The following is a 21143-nucleotide window of genomic DNA, read 5'->3' as shown; positions in this document are numbered from 1 at the left end:
TGCCCGAATCACGTTGCGCTCGACGAGACCGTGATTCGGATCAACGACGAACAGTTCTGGCTGTACACCGCCGTCGAGCCGGAAACAAACAGAATCCTCCATTCACGGCTGCTACCGGCCCGAACAACCGCCCTGACAGAACGGTTCTTGCGCGAACTGAAGCAAAAACACGACGTGGCTGAGTCGCTCTTTTTGGTCGATGGCGCGCCATGGCTCCAAACCGCACTCAGCCGACACAGCCTCCGATTTCAGCATTTGACCCATGGAAATCGGAATGCCGTCGAGCGTGTTTACCGCGAGGTAAAACGACGAACCTCTTCGTTTTCGAACTGCTTCAGTCACGTCGAACCGAAGACAGCCGAAAATTGGTTACTCGCTCATGCGAGGTGGCACAATTCGATTAACTAAACACGACCCGGTGATCGGTCCGAATATTTAAGCGGCGGGCAGCCGTACGAGTGGCTGCCGGTACGGCGCTTTTCACGTCACACCGGCACCTAACAGGCGCCCGCCTCGCTGCTCGGCCACCGCCACTCGGTCCGTCCGGCGGCGTCGAAAGACGCCAGCCGACTCGTCCCGTCGGCGAGACCGACTCCGGCCGGGATGCCGGCCGGCCGGGCCGGTTTCGACGCGTTCACTCCTCGGTCCTGATATCCGCCGACAGCCCCTGGGCCATCTCGATGTCTTTCGAGTTGTTGAGCGTCCACGCCGTCCGCTCGGTGACCGCCTCGATCACCTCGCGGGCGCTCGGTGCGCCCTTCCCCGACTTCTTGACGCCGCCGAAGGGCAACTGGACCTCCGCGCCGATACAGGGGAGATTGGCGTAGGCGAGCCCCACCTCGGCGTAGTCGCGGTAGTAGTTGAGTTGTCGGTAGTCCTCCGAGACGATGGCTCCCGCTAGCCCGTAGGGCACGTCGTTGTGGATCTCGACGGCGCGCTCGATGTCCCCACTGTACGGGATCAGGGCGACGTGGGGCCCGAACACCTCCACCTGCAGGACGCGCATCTCGGGGTCGTACTCGGTCTCGTAGACGAACGGGCCGACCCAGAAGCCGTCCTGGCCGTCCGCGGGGATCTCGGAGGCATCGAGGTCGGCGCGATCGACCAGCACGTCCACGCCCTCATCGCGCGCGAGGGCGTTGTACTCGTGGAACTTCTCGACCTGGCTCCCGTCGACGACCGGCCCCATGAACGTCGACTCGTCGAGGGGGTCCCCGACCGACACGTCCTCGGCGAGGCTCACAAACCTGGATTTGAACTCGTCGTAGACGGCCTCGTGGACGATCAGGCGCTCGGCCGAGACACAGCGCTGGCCGGTGGTCTTGAACGCCGACATCACCGCGGAGTGGACGGCCACGTCCAGATCCGCGTCCTCGGTGACCACGATGGCGTTTTTCCCACCCATCTCCAGGGCGACCTCGCGACCGGGTTCGCCGCCGAGTTTGTCCGCGATGGCGTGGCCGACCTCGGCTGACCCGGTGAACAGGAGGGTGTCGACGCGGTCGTCCTCGACGATGGCGTTGCCGGCCTCGCCGAGGCCCTGGACCATGTTGAACACGCCCGGTGGGACGCCGGCATCGTCGAGTATCTCCGCGACGACCTGGCCACACCACGGCGTCTGTTCGGCGGGTTTCCAGACGACGGTGTTGCCCTCGACGAGGGCGACGGCCATGTGCCAGAACGGGATGGCGACGGGGAAGTTCCAGGGCGTGATACAGCCGACGACGCCGCGCGGACTGCGCCGCATATACGAGTCCTTGCTGGCGATCTCGCTGGGGACCACGTCGCCGTGGGGGTGCCGGGCGTTGCCCGCGGCCCACTCGACCATGTGCCAGGCCTCGGTCACGTCCGCCTTGCCCTCACTGATCTCTTTGCCACACTCGCGGGTGACGATCTCGCCCAGTTCCTCGTGACGATCCCTGAGTTCGTGAAACACCTCCCAGAGGTGTTCCGCCCGGTCGACGTACGAGAGGGCGCGCCAGTCCGCGAACGCCGCTTTGGCTGCCGTCACGGCGCGCTCGACCTCGGCCGGTGTCCCGCGGTGGAACTCGCCGAGTGTCTCGCCGGTCGCTGGATCGACGCTCTCGAAGGTCTCACTGCCGCTCTCGATCCACTCGCCGTCGACGTAGTGGCCCGCCGGACCCGTGACTTGCTGGCTCATATACTCCGGCAAAAATTGCACCGGCGAGGGTAAAAGTCCATCCCTGGTCGGCGGTTCGGTGGCCGAGAGTCAGGTCAGAGGAACCCACCGTCTTCCGTCGTGGTGGTCTCGTTTTCGGGCATCGATGGGGTTCCCTCAGTAGTCTCTTCGCCCGGCAGCATCGGTCCGTCTGTGGTCGTCTCCTCACCCGGTATCGTCGGCGTCTCCTCCTCGGGTGTACCGCTATCCGCCGTTGGCGTCTCCATCCCCTCGTCGGTCGGTGTCTCCATGCCATCCTCCGTGGGCGTCTCCATCCCCTCTTCGGGCGTTCCACCGAGTCCCCCACCGTCCGGCGTACCGCCCGCCTCCCCCTCGGGACTGGTCTCGTTACCGCCGTCTTCCGGGCCGGCACAGCCCGCCAGCGCGGCGGCGGCCGCGGCTGTCGCACCGAGCAGTCGTCGGCGTGTGAGTCGAGTCATCGGCACGCGGCGGTTCCGAACCCAGCGTGATAGCTATCCACCGCTTACTCCCGAAGTACGCCAACCGTTAGGAGTGAAACGGTCGAGGGGCCGTCAGGTCGCCTCTCGCTCGATCTCACCTTTGACCGCGGCCGCGTCGAAACTGTGATCCGGGCGAATGTTGACGAAATCGAGGAACGCTCGCGCGTCGAGCAGGTCGGCGGGCGAGTACGCGGTCAACGCTGCCCCGACGGCCGCTCGCGCCCCGATCTCGGGTGCTAGTGCCCCCAGCGCACAGGCCACGTCGTAGGCCTGTGCGTCGTCGAGGGCGTCCCCGCGGACGTTCGTCGCGTCGATGAAGTAGAGGTCACCGTCGGCGACCAGCACGTTCTCCGCCCGGAGGTCGCCGTGGACCAGGCCGTCGGCGTGCATCGTCGAGAGCGCCGCGAACAGGTCCTGGGCGTGACCCTCGACGGTCGCCGCGTCCAGCTGGTCGAGCGTCCGGAACTCGGGGAGATACTCCAGCACGAGGACACCGAAGCCGTCGACCTCGAAAGCCTCCAGCGGTTCGGGAACGTTGAGGCCGAGTTCGCGCATCCGCCGGGTCGCGGCAAGTTCGTGTTCGGCCATCTCGACCGGCGAGTCGAAGTGCTCGAAGAATCCCTCGGTGCCGCTTGAGAACGCGCCGAGGTTCCGGCCCGCGGTCAGGAGCGCGTGAACGAGCGTGTGCCGGTCGGTGATGACCTTCACGAACACCTCCTCGTCGATCACCAGCGGTGTCGACAGCCAGTTGTCCGCCTCCAGAAAGGTCACGCGGTTGGCCGACAGGTCGTACCGCTGGGCGACCGCCTCGACGATCGGTTCGACCGCCGCTGCCGATAGCTGGCCCCTGAGCAGTCGACGGATCGCCATCGGTTCGAGGGAGACGGGCCACGGACAAAGCCTTTCGGCCCTGCAACCGGGTCGACGGCCGAGAGCTTTTGTCGGCGCCGTGCTATGGAGCGCCATGGACTTCGACCTCCCCGACGAACACCGGATGATCCGGGAGACGGTTCGCGAGTTCTGTGCCGAAGAGATCGAGCCCATCGCACAGGACATCGAGGACGACCACCGGTTCCCCGCGGAGATATTCGACGAACTGGCCGACCTGGACGTGATGGGCGTCCCCGTCGCCGAGGAGTACGGCGGGCTGGGCGGCGACTACCTCATGTACGCGCTGGTCGCCGAGGAACTCGGCCGCGTCTCGGGCAGCGTCGGCCTCTCCTTCGTCGCCCACACGTCGCTGGGCGCGAAACCCATCGAGGCCTTCGGGAGCGAAAAACAGAAAGAGGAGTGGCTCCGGCCGCTCGCGGAAGGCGAGGGAATGGGCGCGTGGGCCCTGACCGAACCCAGTTCGGGGAGCGACGCCTCGAATATGCAGACGACCGCCGAGCGGGACGGCGACGGCTACGTCCTGAACGGGACCAAGCAGTTCATCACCAACGCCAGCGTCGCCGATTCCATCCTCGTGAAAGCCGTCACGGACCCCGAGGCCGGATACGACGGCATCTCCACGTTCATCGTCGACCCCGAGGCCGACGACGGCTTCTCGGTCTCGACCGTCTGGGACAAGATGGGGCTGAACGCCTCGCCGACCTGTGAGATCCAGTTCGAGGACTGCTGGATCCCCGAGGAGCGCCTGCTCGGCGGCGAAGGCGAGGGCTGGACACAGACGATGAAGACACTCGACGGCGGCCGCATCTCGATCGCGGCACTCTCGGTCGGGCTGGCCCAGGGAGCGTTCGACGCCGCAGGAGAGTACGCGCGCGAGCGCGAGCAGTTCGGGCAGTCGATCTCGAAGTTCGACGCCATCCGGGACAAACTCGTCTCGATGGACCGCAAGATCGAACGCGCTCGCCTGCTGACCCACAAGGCCGCGACGACCTACGACGACGGCGGCGACGCCACTCGGCTCTCCTCGCTGGCCAAACTCGACGCCAGCGAAATTGCCCGGGAGGTCGCCGAGGACGCCGTGCAGGTGCTCGGTGGCTACGGCTACACCGAGGACTTCTCCCCCCAGCGGTTCTATCGGGACGCCAAGCTGATGGAGATCGGTGAAGGGACCAGCGAGATTCAACACGCCATCCTCGGTGACGAACTCGGACTGTAGGTGTCACCCCGGGCGCAGTTCGGCGGTTCGAGGCGGGCCGCCCGTGTGGCAACGGTGCGGACCGCGGCGTAACTATAAGTACGACGAATCCTGGATTAGGTACGTGAGTGACTCTGACACAGACCCGGACGAGACGATCGAGGAAACGACCAATTGGCCGGAGCTCGCGATCGGTCTCTACGACCGACTGACCGGTCGGGGTGCCGAGATCGTCTACGAGTTCGAGGACATGGAGGTAGCCGTCCCGAGCAAGGTGGGCGAGGACGCGGAGCACGCCCACTGGCAGGTCGACGGCACAGTTCGTATCACGACCGAAGAGCGTGACTGAGCGTGGCGACGGGCAGTGATCTCGCCACCACCGTCGGGCGGGTAGCGCGTGCGAACGACCGGCTCGACATCACCGCGAACCTCTCCGTGACGATCGACGGGATCGATCTCGCGATCAGCACGGTCGACGACCGCGTCCGCGTGCAGGTTCCCTCCGTGTGGGACGGCGTCCGGCTCGGTCGTACCGAGCGCGGTCGGCTCGGGCGACTCGCCCGGATCCTCGACGAAGCGGGTGAAACGGCAGAGATCCGCGTCGGGGACGCAGTGATCGCAGTCGTCGGTGCGGATGCGACGCCGAGCCGTCTCGACTGGGCGCTGTCGATGGGACCGGTCGAGATCCGGCCCCGAGCGGTGGTTCCGGCCGTGTTGCGCCTGCGCTGAACGACGCGAACGGGTCGCGGCGCGGTCGCACGCTCGAACCCGATAGTGCCAAGTTCACCGCGAACCGCCACTCGGGCATGGGTACGCCGCTTTCCTCGCGCGAGGACCAGACGCAGGAAGTCATCGACCGACTCCACGCCGAGTATCCCGACACCACGATCTCCCTGAACTTCTCCAACCGGCTGGAACTGCTGATCGCCGTGATCCTCTCGGCCCAGTGTACCGACGAGCGGGTCAACACGGAGACCGAACACCTCTTCGAAAAGTACGAGTCGGCCGAGGACTACGCCGAGGTCGACGAGGAGGAACTCGCAGAGGACCTGAACTCCATCACCTACTACAACAACAAGGCGGGGTACATCAAAAACGCCTGCCGGACCATCGTCGAGGAACACGACGGCGAAGTCCCGGACACGATGGCCGAGTTGACCGACCTCCAGGGCGTCGGCCGGAAGACGGCCAACGTGGTCCTCCAGCACGGTCACGAGGTCGTCGAGGGGATCGTCGTCGACACGCACGTCCAGCGGCTGACACGCCGACTCGGCATCACCGAGGCCGAACGCCCGGAAGCCATCGAGCAGGACCTCATGCCGATCGTCCCCGAGTCGGAGTGGCAGGACTTCACCCACCTGCTGATCAGCCACGGCCGGGCGACCTGTACGGCACGCAATCCCGACTGTGCGGACTGTGTCCTCGAGGACATCTGTCCCTCATCGAAAGTGGACGGCGACGTGGACCTCGCCAGCGGCGAGGCCTGGTAGGGAGCCCCTTACTCTCGGTATCCCGGTCGATCGTCGCTCGCAGTCATCGCCAGCAGATCGATGACCGTGTTCAGGGCGGCTTACCGCGGACGCGACGCGTCGGCGCTCGCGGGGGAGAAGCTGGCCGCCAGCCCTCTACCGAGTCGTGTACGGGTCGCAACCATCCACAGCCAAGCGGTAGCGATAACTGAAGAGCCGGCCTACAAGCCCGATCAGCCCGAAAAAACGGTTATACGGCTATCATGCGCTTACTGAATCGTAGGGTCGATAGGAAGGCCCTACGGAGACGAGACGTGGCCGACGCACGCTGGGACGCCGCACTCTCGGGCAGATTCGGTGTCACTGACGATCAGTCGCACGGTGCGATCCGCGTCGGCCCGTCGGACGGCGACGACACGTCGTCTTCGCGCGATACTCTCCCCCTACCCACTAGCACCCACCACACGGGGTCGATCGGCCAGCACCGACCCGGATCGACACCTGTCGTCCGGTTCCCTCCGCGATCGGTCCCTCGGGCATCATCCTGTCATTCCTGGCCGGCGCTCTCCGGCCGCTCGTTTCTAGAAGTACTTGACGACGTACCGAGAGATGCCGACGACGTAGGCGAGGATCCAGAAGAAGGTGTAGCCGAACACGCCGATGCGGATGCGGCGCCGCCAGAACTGCATCCGGTCGGTACCGATCTCGTCGAGCAACACGTCCTCGTCGTAGTCGTGATAGAGGTCGTACTCCATCTTGGCACGGAAGACGCGGACGATGCCGGTAAAGCCGAACGCGAGCATCGCGTAGGCCTGCAGGCCGAGGAACGCGTGGATCGCGGCCGCACCCGCCATCTGTTCGAACAACCGCGGGACCATCCACAGGAGCATCGGGATCGTCGTCAGCGCCAGCCCGGTTCCGATGAACTTGAGGTGGTGAGTCAGCACGCCCCACGTCACCTGTTCGGCGTCGATCATGATCCAGGCCCCGTACAGGAAGCAGGGGAAGCTGAACGAGACCGCGACGAGGACGAGCGTCGCGATCGACGCGTCCGACAGGGCGACCATGGTCGGGTCTAGGGACAGGGGCCGCTAAAACGTGCCGAAACCGGGGGAACGCGGGTCGGAAAGCGTATACGGCTTCCCCCCGTATCGCCGGCAAATGGCCGATCCAGAGTCGACGTCCGCCGGCGACGAGGACGGTCCAGCCGACACCGAGGCGGGTGCGCCAGCGGGCGAGCACCCCGAGGAGGCCGAGGCGGTGTCGACCGAAGAACTACGCGAGCAGGTCGAGTCCCAGTACGACTTCGACAACTTCGGCCCGGAGCAGATGGCCGAAATGAGCGCCGAGGAGTGGGACGCCGCTTTCGATCCCGACACGTGGATCACCGGCGAGGAGTTGCTCGACCGGGTCGAGGCGGACCTCAAGAATCGAGTGGTCGTCCGCGACGTGTTCGCACGCGTGGAGCGTCTCAAGGACGGCCGGGTGGTCGCCTACTCGGACGAGGGGTACGCCGCCGTCTATCCGGACGGGACAGTCGAGGGATTCGGCACCGTCCTGCGGGACGTAAAGCCAGTGGTCGCGCTCTGTTCGATGGACGAGTACGACGTGCCCGATATGCCCGAGGGCGCGGTCCTCCCCGAGCCGACGGAGGTGCCGGAGGGGAGCGGCGAACTCGGGAACCTGATGCTCCAGCTCGTCGGCGGGATGCAGGTGCTGGCCGGGATCGGCTTGCTCGGGGCCTGGATCGTCTTCAGTCTGAACGTCGTCGCGATCGTCGCCGGGTTCGCGTTCCTGGTGATCGGGGTCGCCCTGTTTTTCACCGTCGCGAACGCCCGGCTCTCCGATCGGTTTCGTGCCGAGGAGTACCGCAACCGGTTGCGCGCCATCGGGATCGAAGACGGCGAGCGGCCGGACTTCCTCCCCGTCGAGGACGACGAGTGGCGCGAGGCGACCGACGGGCTCGGCGGAGCGCCGTCGACGGAGATAGAGGGATCGTCAGCGCCCGACGAGGAGGACGCTGAAGAGCGCGATTCCGGACCGATCTCCTGAGTGTCAACCCCGGTCTCGGGGCCGTATTCGGTGGGTTTATACAAACCCAGTCCTGAGTCTGATGTGTATATGAATAGGCGGGACTTTATCCGGACAGCCGGCGGGGCTGCCGGCGCGACCGCTGCCGTGTCTGCGAGTGCAGGCACAGCCGCCGCATCCTCCGAGGGCGGCGGTGGTGGCGGTGGAACCAAGCCGGACTTCGGTGGCTGGCTCGGCGATGCGAACGGATACGACGGGTCTGTCACCGACAAAACGGGTAACGACGAGGTGACGGTCCGAGTCGGTACCGGAAGCCAGGGATACGGCTTTACCCCACCGGCCGTGCACGTCGACACGGGAACGACCGTGAAGTTCGAGTGGACCGGCGAGGGCGGTTCGCACAACGTCGTCTCACAGAGCGACAGTGGCCCACTCGATTCGGGCACGGCCGTCGGCGGGTCCGGCGTCCAGTACGAGTACACCTTCGAGGAGAGCGGGATTTACAACTACAAGTGTGTCCCCCACGAGAGCCTCGGGATGAAAGCCTCGATCGTCGTCGGGTCGGACTACCCGACGGTCCAGGCCGGCGGCGGTGGCGAGAAAGAGCCCCACGAGATGGGTGTGCCCTTCCAGGCCCACTACGTCGGGCTGGCCACCATCCTGATGGTCCTCGTGTCACTGATTTTCACCTTCTTCCTGCTGAAGTACGGTGAATCGCCACACACCAAAGGAGGGAACGACTAACGATGTCCTCGGAAGGAAGCAGTTACGGAGACATCCACCGGTACGAACCACCCAGGGAGAGTACGGCCGCGGCGCTGGCGATCGTCCTGTTGACGGTCGTCGAGATCATCTTCGTCGGGCTGTTCACGTACGGCCTGATCGGCGGCTGGGGCCTGTCCGAGGTCGGCAATATGTTCCTCGGCGGGATCCTGGCGGTGATCTTCATCGACCTGGCGTTCATCCTCCTGTTGTACCGCAAGGAGTTCCTGCCCGACGTGATGATCGTCAAGAAGCGTCGGCGCAAGTGGGAAGACCTCTACGTCCGTGAGGACGACGTCGACGGCACGCCGTTCTCCGAGGAGAGCCCCTGGGAAGGAGTCAAACGGGCGCTGTACCCCTACTACAAGAGATAAATTATGCCACTTGACGAAGACAAATATCCGAGCGAGACGGGTCGGCGACGCTTCGTGAAAGGCGTCGTCGGCAGTGCTGCGTTGTCCAGCGTCGGTGTCGGCGGTGCGGTCGCCCTGGACACGGCGACATCGCCGACCGGCGTCGGCGGTGGGATCACGCAGTTCATCGGCATCGAGAACACGGCTGGACCGGCACCGCGCGGGATGCCGCTGATCCCGCTAACCATCGACTCCGATGGCGCACTGAAGGGTCGCTGGCCGGAAGTGAAGACCGAAGAAGTACAGGGTCGCGAGGTCACCGTCGCGGAGACGAGCATCAACGGCACGACCTACTCCTCGGCCTGGTTCCAGTACTGCGGCATCCAGACTGCCGAGGGACTGAACCCGGAAGCCGATCAGGACAACTTCTTCCGCTCCGTTCCCGGATCGAGCCTGGAGTGGCAGTCCGAGTCCAAGGAAGCCGGCGAAAAACTGTTCGTCGACGACTTCTCGGACTACGAGAGCTGGGGCAACGGCATCGGCGAGAGCGGTCTGGGCAAGCCCGCCAAAGCGCAGTGGCGCTCCGATGGAGAGGTCCAGACGATTCCGGTGCAGGTCGTGCGGAGTCCCGAGGTCTCGAAAGTCGCCAACGGCGAAGGCAGATACAGCGATATTTCCGGCGACGTCCGAAACTTCTTCGACGCGGCCACCGAGAACGACTTCATGGCCTGGCTGAACAAGTGCACCCACTTCTGCTGTGTGCCGGGGTTCAAGACCTACGAGGGCAGCGCGAAGTTCGGCGCGGAGAACAAGGTGTACTGCCAGTGTCACCAGTCGGTGTACGATCCATTCAATCCGGTCAGCAAGTCATTCGTGGCCCTTCCGCGGCCGGGTGAATAACGATGAGTCTCGAGAAAAAAGACGAACACGATCACAAAGGCTGGATGGAGGAGCGCGACCTCACGGCGCTGGAGGAGCGTTACCTCACCCTGTTGATGTGGCTCGACAAGCGGCTCCGGCTGGTCGACTATCTGGAGCTGCTGGAAGACCTTTATTACAAGGTCAATATGCAGATGCCCAAGAGCCACACGGAGCAGTACGGGCTCGACAACAAGTTCTGGTACTGGTACCCGCTGTACGCGCTCGGGTCGTTCTCGACCATCGCGTACCTGGTCGCGGCGATATCCGGGGCCTTACTCGGGTTCTACTACGCGCCAGCCGCGGCGGGTGCGACGGGCGATCCGACGGTCGCGTTCAATTCGGTGACCGCGATCATGCAGGATCTGAACTTCGGGTATATGCTCCGGTCGATCCACCGCTGGAGCGCCCAAGTCATGACCGCGGCCGTCTTCCTGCATATGCTCCGTGTGTACTTCACGGGTGCGTACAAGGAACCCCGCGAGCTCAACTGGATCATCGGGATCGTGCTGATCTCGCTGACGATGGTCTTCGGGTACAGCGGCTACCTGCTCCCGTGGAACCAGCTGAGCTACTGGGCGGGACAGATCGGCGTCGAGATGGCGCTGTCGATCCCGCTCGCGGGTGAGTGGACGGCCCAGCTCCTGTTCGGCGGCTTCACGTTGACGCAGGCCACGTTGCAACGGATGTACATCCTGCACGTGTTCTTCCTGCCCTTCATCGTGACAGGGCTGATCGCGGTCCACATCGGCATCGTCTGGATGCAGGGCATCGCGGAACCACACTAATACAATGAGCGGAAACGACACTCCCGAAACGGAGACCGACGGCGGCACCGGTATCGTCCCGCCGGACGACGAGACCCCGACCTGGAGCGAGCGTAAGGAGCGCACACAGGGGCTCTCCCGGCTGACCTACGAGTACTTCGAGCGCGCACGCCGCGAGGACCAGGACCTGCGCCAGGAGTCCAGTTACGTCGAGCGTGACGTGCTGGGCTTCCCGGCCTGGCCCCACGAGATGATCCGGAACCTCGCGCTGACGAGTTTCTTCGTCGGCATGATCGTCTTCCTCTCGGCGACGCTGCCCCCGGAGATGATGCCGCCGGCGAACTCCTCGAGTACGCCCGCGGTCATCCTGCCGGACTGGTATCTGTACTGGTCCTTTGGCCTGCTCAAACTGGGCCCGCTCAACCCAGAGCTGGCGCTACTGGGCGGGCAGAAACTGATGGCCGACCGGACCTACGGCGTCCTGGCGAACCTGGTCATCGTCGGCGCGATTACCATCGTGCCGTTCCTGAACAAGGGCGCGGCCCGGCGGCCGGTCGAACAGCCCTTCTGGGCGTCCGTCGGCGTGTTTGGCGTCATCTTCGCGTTCACGATCGCCGTGCTGTCAGTCAAGAACCTGGTGCCGATGGGTTCGCACCTCCTGTTCGACCTGACGTTCCTGCTCCCGTTCGTGGGCGGGTTCATCAGCTACGCGATCCTCAAGTCGATGCGCGAGGGGTATATGTTCACCCTCAACCGTCGGTACTACCGACTTCGGCCGCCGAAGTGACGGCCCGACCCGCCTGATTTCGACCGCCTATTTCACCGCATCCTTTTCCCATGACACCCGCCGACCAGCCCGATCCGTCCGAGGAGCCGACAGCGACCACCCCCGACGATCCGTCGACGAGCGGATCGGCCGTGACCGGGGCCGACGGCGACGGAAGTGCCGACCGTGACATCGAGGTCCCGATGCGGGTTTACAAGGCGGTTACGGTGTTCACGACGCTGTTTGCGATCGTGACCGTCGTCGGCGGGTTCGTGTTGCTGGACTCGGCGACCAACCGGGCGACGGCCTCGCTCGACGAGATCCAGCCGGTCGCGGCGCTGGTGGCCATCGGGCTCATCCTGGCCGGAGCCGCGGCTTACGCGTTCTCGACCCGGTTCCGTGCGGAGGGAATGGGAAAGTCTAAAGACGACACCGACGAAAATACAGATAATGGCTGACGAATTCGCCAAGGGTCTCGGAATCCTGACATCCGCGGGGCTGGCCTGGATGGTGCTCGCAGGCTGGTACACCACCAAAAGCTTCGAGGAAGGACAGTTGCTCGCGCCGCCGCCGACGAACCCCGACGTCTACGGCAGCGTCGGCCTGTTCCTGAAGGACGCGCTGTTCTGGTTCGCGATCCTGGGCGCGCTGACGTTCTGGGTCGTCATCCCGCTGCTCGACCAGGCGCGCGAGGCGCTGGCCGAACGCGGTAGCTGATCGGAGTTCGAGACACTTTTCGACCGTCGCCCACCGTCGCGTGGGACGGCACGATCACCGTCGACTTCTCGCCACTGTTGCGCTCAGGTATTCCTGTCCCGTCGAGACTGACCTCGGACGGGTTCCGTTCAGTCACAGAAGGACGTGTCCCGTCCGGATAGCAACCTCGCGGGTGCGCTGCCCGAGCAGTACGGACGGGATATCTCGACGTGCGGGGGAGCGATCAGGACGGACACCGATCGCTGACATGGGCAGTTAGTAGACAGACACTCGAGGCGCCGTATCGAATCGACGGACGCTGGACGGCGGGCTGGGGGGAGAACGGCGCGGTCGAGAACGGGTCGCGATCAGATGATCCGACCGACGAGGCCCTCGACCAGGAAAAAGAGGCTGAGGTATGCGATGTACGCCAGCGCGAGCAGGGACGCGCCGATAGCACCCTTGGGTCGTTCGATGTCGATGCCGCGGCGAGCCTCGACCTTGCGGGCCTCGAACTCGAAGAAGTCAGCGATGAACACGCCGACGACGAGGACGGAGGCGACGATCCCCGAGTGCTGGTGCAAGGTCGTGTAGTAGAACGCCGCGAGCACGAACACGACGTTGCTCGCAGCGTGGATCGGGTTTCGCGAGATCGCGTCCGCACCGTCCTCCTCGGCCTGCTTGACGTGTTGGCGGTAGGTGAACGCGCGAGTCCCGATGTTGATCACGGCGAGCGCCAACAGCACGTACTCCATCTGGCCACCCAGGATCGCATCCAGCGGGCCAAACAGCGTTACCGAAGGTTGCATATCCGAAACTCCGTCCGTGACGCTTTAGTGTTTTTCCAATCCGTCCGCGCGAGCGGGTCAGCCTGGGCCCGTGTCGGGGTGAGTACTTTCCGGGACTGTGAGCACGGAGAGCGTGTCGACGACCGAGAGTGAGACCGGCACGCCGGGATCGATCCCGTCGACGCGACGGTCGTCGGCCAGTAACTCGACGGGCACTTCGTCACGTTCGACGCGCAGGGTAACACTGTCGAGGTCGAGAATCCAGTGATCAGCGTCTGTCGCGAACGGTGCGATGGGGACGACGGCCGCGACACCGGTGCCGTGGGCGACCACGGGCGCATCGACGCGGCGCGCGTACCCGTGCGAACCTGCAGGGGTGGCGACGACCACGCCGTCGGCCCGGAACTGGGCGACGGTGGTCCCGTCGGTCGCGACCGCGTACTCGGAGATGCGCGCCGGCTCGGCAGTGAGAAGGGTCACGTCCGCGAGCGCGCGAGCCTGGCGGCGGTCGCCGACGTGGACGCCGAGAACGGGATAGGGCGTGAGCTCGCCCGCACCGGCGACGAGAGCGTCCACCGCATCGTCGACGGCCGACCGCGGAACCGACCGGACGCCACGGTCCGCACCGACTGGGAGCACCGGCGTCTCGGGCAGCTCCGACCGTGCGGCCAGGGTCGACAGTGCGTTCTCGCCGGCGATGACGAGGGCGTCGGGTGCGGATGCGAGCACGGAGTCGAGATCGCCGGTCTCGGGTGTCCCGCCGGCGTCCGCGACGGCGGTGGCGACGCGCTCGGCCGCTCGCTCCCCGACGACGCCGACGGTCGCCCGCTCGGCTGGATCACTCATCGGTGTCCCGTGGGGCCCCGGCAGGCAAAAGCGTGCGGTCTCGACGGAGGTGGCGACGAGCGGGGCGCGTGCGTTTCTGAATGCTTTTGAGGGACGGGCGCGACCACTCGGTTATGCGAGACGTGCTCAGGGAGTGGCGTCCGGTGGTCGACGAGGCCATCGAGGAGTTGCTCCCGCGAGTCGTCGACGAGGAGTATCTCGCGGCGTTTTTCGGCCCACCGACCTACGCGTACGACCCCGAGGCGATCCAGGTCGCGCTGGCCGACCCGATCTGGGAACTGCTGGACAGAGGGGGTAAACGGTGGCGAGCAGTCGTGTTCTTGCTTTTGGTCGATGCCTTCGGCGAGGACCCGGAGGAGTACCTGCCCTACGCCTGTATCCCCGAAATCCTCCACAATGGGACGATCATCGTCGACGACGTGGAAGACGGGGCCGAGATGCGGCGTGGCGAGGCGGCGATCCACCACGAGTTCGGGACTGACATCGCGCTGAACGCCGGCAACGCGATGTATTTCCTCCCGCTGAAAGTCATCACCCACGATCCGGGCGATCTCGACGCCGAGACGCGACTCGCGGCCTACGAGATGCTGATGCACGAGCTCAACCGCACGCATCTCGGACAGGGGATGGACATCACCTGGCACAACGAGCGGGAAGTCGACATCACCGAGGCGGAGTATCTCGAGATGTGTGCCTGCAAGACCGGCTGTCTCGGGCGGATCGTGGCGCGACTGGCGGCCATCGTCACCGGGCAGTCCGATGCGGTCGAGGATGCCGTCGCCAACTACGCCCAGCAGATGTCCATCGCCTTCCAGATCGGCGACGACATCCTCGACGTCGAGCACTCGCTGGACCAGGCCGGCGAGTTCGGGAAGGCCTTCGGGAACGACATCCGGGAGGGTAAAAAGACCCTCATGGCCATCCACGCCGTCGAGAACGCGACGCCGGAGGAGGCCGCCCGCCTCGAAGAGATCCTCTGGGCCGAGGACAACACCGACGATGAGATCGAGTGGGCCCTCGACCTCTACCAATCGACGGGAGCCGTCGAGTACGCCCGGGAGCGGGCCCAGGCGCTCGCCGAGCGGGCGCGGACCCACCTCGACGGACTGGATCTGGAACCCGAACCGAAAGACAAGCTCGCGGCGTTCACCCGTTTCGTGATCGAACGGGACGTCTAAGCGAACACGGAGTAGGTCATCAACAGGCCGAAATACAGGAGGACCAGCGCACCGAGCGCTTTCAGCCGAAACAGCCGCAGGCGCTCTTCCTCGCTCTCGTAGGCCTCGTCGAACGCCTCCCGTTCGGCCGCGTCGAGGGCGGTGGCGTGGTCGATACCGCGGTGGAGCGCCAGCAGTTCCTCGTCGGCGAACGGCGCACCACAGTAGCCACAGACCGCCGGGTCGGCGTCGGGCGGGAGGTCGTACTCCTCGGGAACCGGATTCCGGTCGTTTCCAGCAGTGGTACCGCTTCGGTCGGTCGGGTTGTCGGTGCCGGTCATAGGAACGGTGGGGTGACGGTCGGTTGCGAGACGATCCAGAGGCTGGCCATGGTGTAACAGATCATCACCAGCGTGAACGTGTACTGGCTCCGGATGGCCTGGAGTCGACCGGGAAACCGGTCGAACGCGGCGGCGTGGGCGACCCAGATCGCCAGCAGGTGCCCCAGCAGGACGAACGTGAGGTTGAGCGCCCCGAACCAGCCGGGAACCACGCCGATGGGGACTTCCCCGGTGGCGGGCCCGGCCAGCGGCGTCGGCGCGACCGCGAGTGCGGCCGGAGCGAGCGAGAGGAAATACTCCAGATAGTGGGCCAGGTGGTAGCCGGCGGCGATGGCCAAAAGCGGCGGCGCGAACCGCTGGGCCAGGACCCGCGTCGAGACGTACGAGTCGGCCAGGCGGCGCGCGCCGCGGGCCGCCAGCCAGTACGCGCCGAGAAAGACGACGTAGCCGGCGACCAGCACGGCCGGGTACAGGATCGCGGGCGGGACGCCGACGCCGACGATCCAGGTGGCGAATCCGCGCCACAGCGGGGTCGCGACCAGTCCGTCGTAGGTGGTGACCCAGACGAGCGCGACGACGAAGGCGACCTCGTCGAGGCCGTCGACGAGGCGGGCGTCCGTGAGCGCGCTCCCGGGCAACCGGAGTCGGATTCGGACGCCGTCGTCGTCACGAGTCAGGGGTGCGACCCGGCCGTAGTACCGGAAGACACGGGCAACGGGATCGGCGTCCGCGAACCACCGGTCGGGACCGAAGAGGAACGCGCCCGCGAGGGTCACGGCTGCGTAGCCGAGGATCGTGGTCGCGAGCAATCTGGGATCGTCGGCCAGCGGGCTGACGACTTCGAGCCAGATCAGCGCGAGCAGGCCGACGACGCTGGGCCAGGCTCCGAGGCGGTCGGGGTACGGCCAGTCGAGCGTCGGGAGGACGCGCGCGACCGTCCGGAAGGGGTTGAGGACCGGCCAGGTATTCCCGACGAGATAGGCCGTCATGGTGAATCCGGCCCACCAGCCGACCCAGACGAGCAACAGGCCCAGATTGGCCAGCGCGGCATCCGGGCCGAGAAAGCCGATCACGAGGACGGCCGCGAGCCCGGCCAGACCGGCGAGCTGGCCGAGGACGACGAGGAGGCGACGGGCGGGGACGATGGCGTCGCGACCCCAGCCGTGGAACGTCCGGACGAACAGCCGATCGGTGACGAACGACGAGAGCAGGAACGAGGCTCCGACCGCGCCGCCGCCGGTGAGGAGGAACAGCCAGGTCGGAATCTGTATGGACTCCCGGCCGCCAGCGCCGAGACTGCCGCCGTGTGCCGCTGCCGTCCCCACGAACAGGGTGCCGGCGAGTACCGGAACGAGGAGGCAGCCACAGTAGCGACGGAGCGAGGTACCCACCATCTGTCCGCGCTTGGGATGGACCGGTGGAGTAGCTTCCGGAATGGGACGGGACCGGTCACCCCGAGGGCGTCGGGCAACGGCCGGGAGTGGGGCCCAGCGGCGACGACTTGGGCAGGTTTTTACCGGTCGACTCGTAAGCCTCATTCACATATGGGCGTCGCAGACGAAACTTCGGACGACCACGGTGGCCACGGCGGTCACCACCTGCCCGCGGTCGAGGACTGGCCGCGCGGGTTCGGTGAAGCCAGCTGGTGGCCGTTCATCACGGCTCTCGGTGCGAGCGGCTTCTACATCGGCGCAGCACTGTACGTGCTGGGTCGAGGTGACAGCGCCATCGTCGGCCCGATGGTCGGGCCGGGGGCCTTCATCGCGAGCGCGGTGTTGTTCCTCGGCGGCCTGTACGGCTGGCTCTATCACGCCTTCGTGGTCAACTTCTGGGAGCACGGCACCGGTGAACACGACGACTCGACGTTGCGGCTGGCGATGATACTGTTCCTCGGGACGGAGATCGCCACCTTCGGAGCCGGGTTCGTCTACTACTTCTTCATCCGGGCGGGCACGTGGCCCCCGGGTGAACTGCCCGAACTGTTCGGGACACTGGTGATCGTGAACACGCTGATCCTGATCGCCAGCAGTTTCACGCTACACTTCGCACACACCGGCCTCCTGAAGAACAATCGCAAACAGTTCCTCGGACTGCTGGGCACGACGTTACTGCTCGGGATCATCTTCATCGCCGGCCAGGTCTACGAGTACTACGAGTTTATCGTCCACCGTGGACTGGAGTTTCAGGGCGCGGTGTTCGGCAGTGCCTTCTTCGGCCTGACCGGCCTGCACGGCCTCCACGTGACGCTGGGTGCGATCCTCCTGTCGATCGTGTTCATCCGCGGCCTGCTGGGCCAGTACTCCGCGGAGCGTCACACCTCGGTCAGCACGGTCTCGATGTACTGGCACTTCGTCGACGTCGTGTGGATCTTCCTCGTCGTCGTGCTCTACGTCGGCGCGGAGTTCGGCATCTAAGATAGCGATTCTCCGTTTTCCGTTCAACGCAGGTCCGGCACCAGCGGCGCGTCCACCTCGGACGCCGGATCGGCGGCGCGTCGACAACGCCTCTGACCGTGACCCGGCGGCACGCGTACCGCCATCGGGTTGGGTGACGGCCCGGGGCATCTCGGGTACGAGCGGTGCAAAATCGGTGCTTGCGTCTGTCGTGTCGTGTGGCATGGTCGTCGGTTCGTGACGGTCGAACGGCCGTACGCTTCCGACCGTCAGGCAGTGGAACGCGCGAATGCCACGATCGTGTGTTCAGGGTTCACTGCGACGATCGAGATAAGAAACGATCCTGTCAACGTGAAATTAAACGTAGAGAACGGACCGGATGGTTTAAACTGCGAGCTGGATTCGATGTGTTGCCAACACTTATCACGAAACGCACGCAGTTGATGATCAATGGTACAGGTCGGTCGAGGTCCGCTCAGAGTGTGTTACGTCGGCGGTGGCGAGGAGGTGGCTGACTGGATTCGAGCGGGGTTCGAGCGCGTCGATCCGGCGGTCACGGTGGTCGTGGAGGAGACCTTCGAGGGTGGACTGGAGCGGATCGCCGAAGCCCAACAGCGGATCGACCCACAGATGCGGAGTCCGCTGGCCGACACGGAGGAGCCGTTCGACTGCCTCGTCTGTACGGACGATGCCGAGTACGACCCAGTGGCGTTCGTCGACGCGGTGCGCAAGAAACAGGACGAACTGCCCATCGTCCTCTTTGCCGCGGACGGCGACGAAGTACTCGCCAGTGACGCCATCTCCGCGGGCGTCGACGACTACGTGACGACCGACACGGAAGATCCGACCGGGGTACTCGCCGAACACGTCGTGGACCTCTGTTCGGCGTATCGAGAGGAACTGAGCGAAACGCGCCGCGGCAAGCGGGCCCAGCGCCTGCTGGCGGCCAACCCAGATATGATCAGCGTCGTCCGCCCAGGGGCGGCGATCACGTATCAAAACGAGACGATCACGGAGGTTCTCGGCCACTCCGTCGATGACCTGAAAGGCACCGTCCCGTACGACCGGATCCACCCCGACGACTGGCGACGCCTGCGCGAGGAGTTCTACGACGGCGTCATCGACAAAGAGCGCGCGCCCAGCGCCGAGTTCCGCATCGAAGACGCCGACGGCGACTGGCGCTGGGTCGAGGCCCGCGGGCGGAACCTGCTCGACGAGCCGCTGGTCAACGGCTTCGTCGTCACGACCCGGGCCATCGACGAGCGCAAGCGTCGCGAGCAGGATCTGGAGGGGTACCAGCGCGTCGTCGAGAACGTCGGCGACCCCGTGTACCTGCTCGACCCCGACGAGCGACTCACGTGGGTCAATCGAGCCTTCCTCGAACACATCGGGTACGACCGCGAGTTCGTCGAGGGCGCACACGTCTCTCGATTCATGCGTGAAGAAGACCTGGAACGGGGACGGGAACTGATCGCCGACCTGCTCGCGGACCGCGACCGCCGCTGGGGAGTCTTCGAGTTCGCGACCCAGACTGTCGACGACGAAGTGCGGTGTTACGAGGCCAACGTCGCCGTCATCACCGACGAGGACGACCAGTTTCAGGGCTCGGTCGGCGTGCTTCGCGACGTGACCGAACGGGAGTGATTACTCGGCCCCGACGCCGGTGATCTCGATGCGCGTCCCGCCGTCGGTGCTGTCTACGATTCGGAGCGACCAGCCGTGTGCCTCGGCGATCCGCCGGGTCAGCGCCAGTCCCAGCCCGGAGGCCTCGTGATCGGTCGTCTCCCCGTATTCGAGCAGACGGTCCCGATCCTGTTCGGGGATGCCTGGCCCGTCGTCGGCGACGTAGAAGCCGTCGGCCACGTCGGCGACGGTCACGGTCACGTCTGGCCCGGCGTGTGTGACCGCGTTGTCCAGCACCTGTTCGAGCAATCGCCGGAGGCGGTCGCGGTCGGCCAGGAGTCGACGGTCAGTCTCGACGTGGATCGACGCCTCGGGTGCCTCACAGTCATCCCACACGGTCTCGACCAGCGATGCGAGAGCCACCGATTCGGTGTCCTCGACCGGCTTGCCTTTCCGAGCCAGCGTGACGAGGTCGTCGATCAGCGTCTCCATCCGTTCGGTCGAGCGCTTGACCGCGTCGAAGTGTTCCTCGGCGTCGTCCAGTTCGCGGGCCAGCTGGAGCCGGCCCGAAATGACGTTCAGCGGGTTTCGGAGGTCGTGTGAAACCGCGCCGATCAGCTCTTCGAGGCGTTCGTTCTGCCGTTCGAGTTCACGTTCGTAGGCGATCCGGTCGGAGATGTCACGGGCGACCCCGGCGACGCCGACGGTCTCGCCGGCCTCATCCGTCAGTCGGGAGCCACGGAACTCGACCGGAACCTCGCCGCCGTCGCGACGCTGGACGGCGGCCTCGACGGTGGCTTGCCCGGTCTCGAAGGCCTCCTCGATAGCGTCGGTGACCCGCTCGCGATCGCCGGGCGCGAAGAACGTGGTCGGATCCATACCGTCGAGTTCTCCGTTCTCGTACCCGGTCACACCGGGAATCGATTCGTTCCAGTAGACGACGGTCCGCTCGCGGTCGAGGACGAAAAAGCCGTCCTGGACGGTGTCGAGTGCGTTCGCGAGGACTGCCTCCTGCCCGCCCAGATCGAGATCGGCCAGTTCGGGTCGCGCCGAGGGTTCTGATCCTCCGTCGGTGTCGACGCGTTCGCTCTGGCCGACGGCCGCGAGGATCTCCGCGGCCAGCGTCGCGTACCGTTCCGTGCCCGACCCCTTCTGGAGGTAGCCGGTGATAGCAGACTCGATGTCGGCGTCGATGCGCGCGCGATCGCGGCCGGTAAACAGAATAAACGGGAGGTCCGGTTCGATGTCGTGGACGGCCGCCACGAACTCGGCACAGTCCATATCCGGAAGGTGGTAGTCGCTGACGAGACAGTGAACGTCACCCGCGCGGACGCTGTCGAGTGCCTCCTCGGCGGTCTCCGCGGAGGTCACTTCGAGGCGGTCGTCCTCGCGGCGGAGAAAGGTCGCGGCCAGGTCGACGATTTCGGGATCGTCGTCGACGTGTAGCACCCGAACCCGATCGACGTCGGCGTCACTCATGTCGGCCCTTTCGGTGAGTGTACTGTTA

At 65.6% G+C, this 21143-nt stretch carries 25 protein-coding genes; 16 read left to right on the top strand and 9 right to left on the bottom strand.

Annotated elements, in window-relative coordinates; genetic code table 11:
* Positions 1–408: IS6 family transposase (locus tag BMX17_RS18745; RefSeq protein ID WP_139203580.1), on the top strand; the 408-nt coding region annotated here is incomplete at its 5' end.
* Positions 409–634: 226 nt separating this feature from the next.
* Here the strand turns inward: BMX17_RS18745 and BMX17_RS18740 are convergent.
* The 3 genes from BMX17_RS18740 to BMX17_RS18730 form a co-directional block, all read right to left on the bottom strand.
* Positions 635–2161 carry an aldehyde dehydrogenase family protein gene (locus BMX17_RS18740; RefSeq protein WP_092662956.1) on the bottom strand — a complete coding sequence of 509 codons (1527 nt, stop codon included), beginning with the start codon at positions 2159–2161 and terminating at the stop codon, positions 635–637.
* 74 nt (positions 2162–2235) lie between these two features.
* Positions 2236–2619: a hypothetical protein gene (locus tag BMX17_RS18735; protein WP_092662954.1), complete on the bottom strand. Its 384-nt coding sequence runs from the start codon at positions 2617–2619 to the stop codon at positions 2236–2238.
* Between the two features lie 93 nt (positions 2620–2712).
* On the bottom strand, positions 2713–3510 hold the full coding sequence (locus BMX17_RS18730; protein ID WP_092662952.1) for an RIO1 family regulatory kinase/ATPase domain-containing protein: 798 nt from the start codon (positions 3508–3510) through the stop codon (positions 2713–2715).
* A 94-nt stretch (positions 3511–3604) separates the two neighbouring features.
* Here BMX17_RS18730 and BMX17_RS18725 point away from each other — a divergent pair, with 94 nt between their 5' ends.
* The 4 genes from BMX17_RS18725 to nth all read left to right on the top strand — a co-directional run bounded on the left by BMX17_RS18725 (position 3605) and on the right by nth (position 6216).
* Positions 3605–4747 (top strand): acyl-CoA dehydrogenase family protein, encoded by a 1143-nt coding sequence (locus BMX17_RS18725; RefSeq protein WP_092662950.1) that lies wholly within the window; start codon positions 3605–3607, stop codon positions 4745–4747.
* Between the two features lie 103 nt (positions 4748–4850).
* Positions 4851–5075, top strand: coding sequence for a hypothetical protein (locus tag BMX17_RS18720; RefSeq protein WP_092662948.1), 225 nt, complete (start codon positions 4851–4853; stop codon positions 5073–5075).
* Positions 5076–5077: 2 nt separating this feature from the next.
* Positions 5078–5455 carry a hypothetical protein gene (locus tag BMX17_RS18715; protein ID WP_092662946.1) on the top strand — a complete coding sequence of 126 codons (378 nt, stop codon included), beginning with the start codon at positions 5078–5080 and terminating at the stop codon, positions 5453–5455.
* Positions 5456–5532: 77 nt separating this feature from the next.
* Positions 5533–6216, top strand: a complete 684-nt coding sequence (gene nth, locus BMX17_RS18710; protein WP_092662944.1) for an endonuclease III — start codon at positions 5533–5535, stop codon at positions 6214–6216.
* Positions 6217–6776: 560 nt separating this feature from the next.
* Here the strand turns inward: nth and BMX17_RS18705 are convergent.
* Complete coding sequence (locus BMX17_RS18705; RefSeq protein WP_092662942.1) at positions 6777–7262, bottom strand: DUF7321 family protein; 486 nt, start codon at positions 7260–7262, stop codon at positions 6777–6779.
* Positions 7263–7356: 94 nt separating this feature from the next.
* On the opposite strand from BMX17_RS18705, the gene BMX17_RS18700 reads away from it, so the two are divergent.
* The 8 genes from BMX17_RS18700 (at position 7357) to BMX17_RS18665 (ending at position 12509) form a co-directional block, all read left to right on the top strand.
* A complete protein-coding gene (locus BMX17_RS18700; protein WP_092662940.1) occupies positions 7357–8247 on the top strand; it encodes a DUF7319 domain-containing protein in 891 nt (296 codons plus the stop codon).
* A gap of 69 nt (positions 8248–8316) precedes the next feature.
* The gene (locus BMX17_RS18695) at positions 8317–8970 is read left to right on the top strand and encodes a halocyanin domain-containing protein (protein ID WP_092662938.1); all 654 of its coding nucleotides are present in this window, start codon (positions 8317–8319) and stop codon (positions 8968–8970) included.
* A 2-nt stretch (positions 8971–8972) separates the two neighbouring features.
* Entirely contained in the window at positions 8973–9362 is a 390-nt protein-coding gene (locus tag BMX17_RS18690; RefSeq protein ID WP_092662936.1) for a DUF7318 family protein, read from the top strand.
* 3 nt (positions 9363–9365) lie between these two features.
* Entirely contained in the window at positions 9366–10241 is an 876-nt protein-coding gene (locus BMX17_RS18685; protein ID WP_092662934.1) for a Rieske (2Fe-2S) protein, read from the top strand.
* Positions 10242–10243: 2 nt separating this feature from the next.
* A complete protein-coding gene (locus tag BMX17_RS18680; RefSeq protein WP_092662932.1) occupies positions 10244–11047 on the top strand; it encodes a cytochrome b in 804 nt (267 codons plus the stop codon).
* Between the two features lie 4 nt (positions 11048–11051).
* Positions 11052–11813: a cytochrome b family protein gene (locus tag BMX17_RS18675; protein WP_092662930.1), complete on the top strand. Its 762-nt coding sequence runs from the start codon at positions 11052–11054 to the stop codon at positions 11811–11813.
* Between the two features lie 50 nt (positions 11814–11863).
* The gene (locus BMX17_RS18670) at positions 11864–12250 is read left to right on the top strand and encodes a DUF7315 family membrane protein (RefSeq protein WP_394327918.1); all 387 of its coding nucleotides are present in this window, start codon (positions 11864–11866) and stop codon (positions 12248–12250) included.
* Positions 12243–12509, top strand: coding sequence for a DUF7314 family protein (locus BMX17_RS18665; RefSeq protein ID WP_092662928.1), 267 nt, complete (start codon positions 12243–12245; stop codon positions 12507–12509). Before BMX17_RS18670 ends, BMX17_RS18665 begins: the two co-directional genes overlap by 8 nt.
* Before the next feature lie 347 nt (positions 12510–12856).
* Here BMX17_RS18665 and BMX17_RS18660 read toward each other — a convergent pair whose 3' ends face one another.
* Both BMX17_RS18660 and BMX17_RS18655 read right to left on the bottom strand, forming a co-directional pair.
* Entirely contained in the window at positions 12857–13297 is a 441-nt protein-coding gene (locus BMX17_RS18660; protein WP_092662926.1) for a DUF7313 family protein, read from the bottom strand.
* Positions 13298–13354: 57 nt separating this feature from the next.
* A complete protein-coding gene (locus BMX17_RS18655; RefSeq protein ID WP_092662924.1) occupies positions 13355–14122 on the bottom strand; it encodes an NAD(+)/NADH kinase in 768 nt (255 codons plus the stop codon).
* Positions 14123–14235: 113 nt separating this feature from the next.
* Between BMX17_RS18655 and BMX17_RS18650 the strand changes: the two genes are divergently transcribed.
* Positions 14236–15300 carry a polyprenyl synthetase family protein gene (locus BMX17_RS18650; RefSeq protein ID WP_092662922.1) on the top strand — a complete coding sequence of 355 codons (1065 nt, stop codon included), beginning with the start codon at positions 14236–14238 and terminating at the stop codon, positions 15298–15300.
* On the opposite strand, the gene BMX17_RS18645 is transcribed toward BMX17_RS18650, so the two are convergent.
* Both BMX17_RS18645 and BMX17_RS18640 read right to left on the bottom strand, forming a co-directional pair.
* Entirely contained in the window at positions 15297–15620 is a 324-nt protein-coding gene (locus BMX17_RS18645; RefSeq protein ID WP_092662920.1) for a hypothetical protein, read from the bottom strand. The two genes, BMX17_RS18650 and BMX17_RS18645, sit on opposite strands and share 4 nt — an antisense overlap.
* Positions 15617–17014, bottom strand: a complete 1398-nt coding sequence (locus BMX17_RS18640) for a hypothetical protein (protein WP_244515056.1) — start codon at positions 17012–17014, stop codon at positions 15617–15619. The genes BMX17_RS18645 and BMX17_RS18640 overlap by 4 nt, the downstream gene beginning before the upstream one ends.
* 150 nt (positions 17015–17164) lie before the next feature.
* On the opposite strand from BMX17_RS18640, the gene BMX17_RS18635 reads away from it, so the two are divergent.
* Together BMX17_RS18635 and BMX17_RS18630 are read left to right on the top strand one after the other, a co-directional pair.
* Entirely contained in the window at positions 17165–18034 is an 870-nt protein-coding gene (locus BMX17_RS18635) for a cytochrome c oxidase subunit 3 (RefSeq protein ID WP_092662918.1), read from the top strand.
* A 429-nt stretch (positions 18035–18463) separates the two neighbouring features.
* Positions 18464–19657: a PAS domain-containing response regulator gene (locus BMX17_RS18630; RefSeq protein WP_092662916.1), complete on the top strand. Its 1194-nt coding sequence runs from the start codon at positions 18464–18466 to the stop codon at positions 19655–19657.
* Here the strand turns inward: BMX17_RS18630 and BMX17_RS18625 are convergent, their stop codons facing one another.
* Positions 19658–21115 carry a PAS domain S-box protein gene (locus BMX17_RS18625; protein ID WP_170845476.1) on the bottom strand — a complete coding sequence of 486 codons (1458 nt, stop codon included), beginning with the start codon at positions 21113–21115 and terminating at the stop codon, positions 19658–19660.
* Positions 21116–21143: the final 28 nt, after the last annotated feature.

The organism is Halorientalis persicus (genome assembly GCF_900110215.1).
In the GTDB taxonomy this organism is placed as follows: domain Archaea; phylum Halobacteriota; class Halobacteria; order Halobacteriales; family Haloarculaceae; genus Halorientalis; species Halorientalis persica.
The sequence above is the reverse complement of the archived record's forward strand: the minus strand, read 5'-3'. Positions and strand labels throughout refer to the sequence as shown.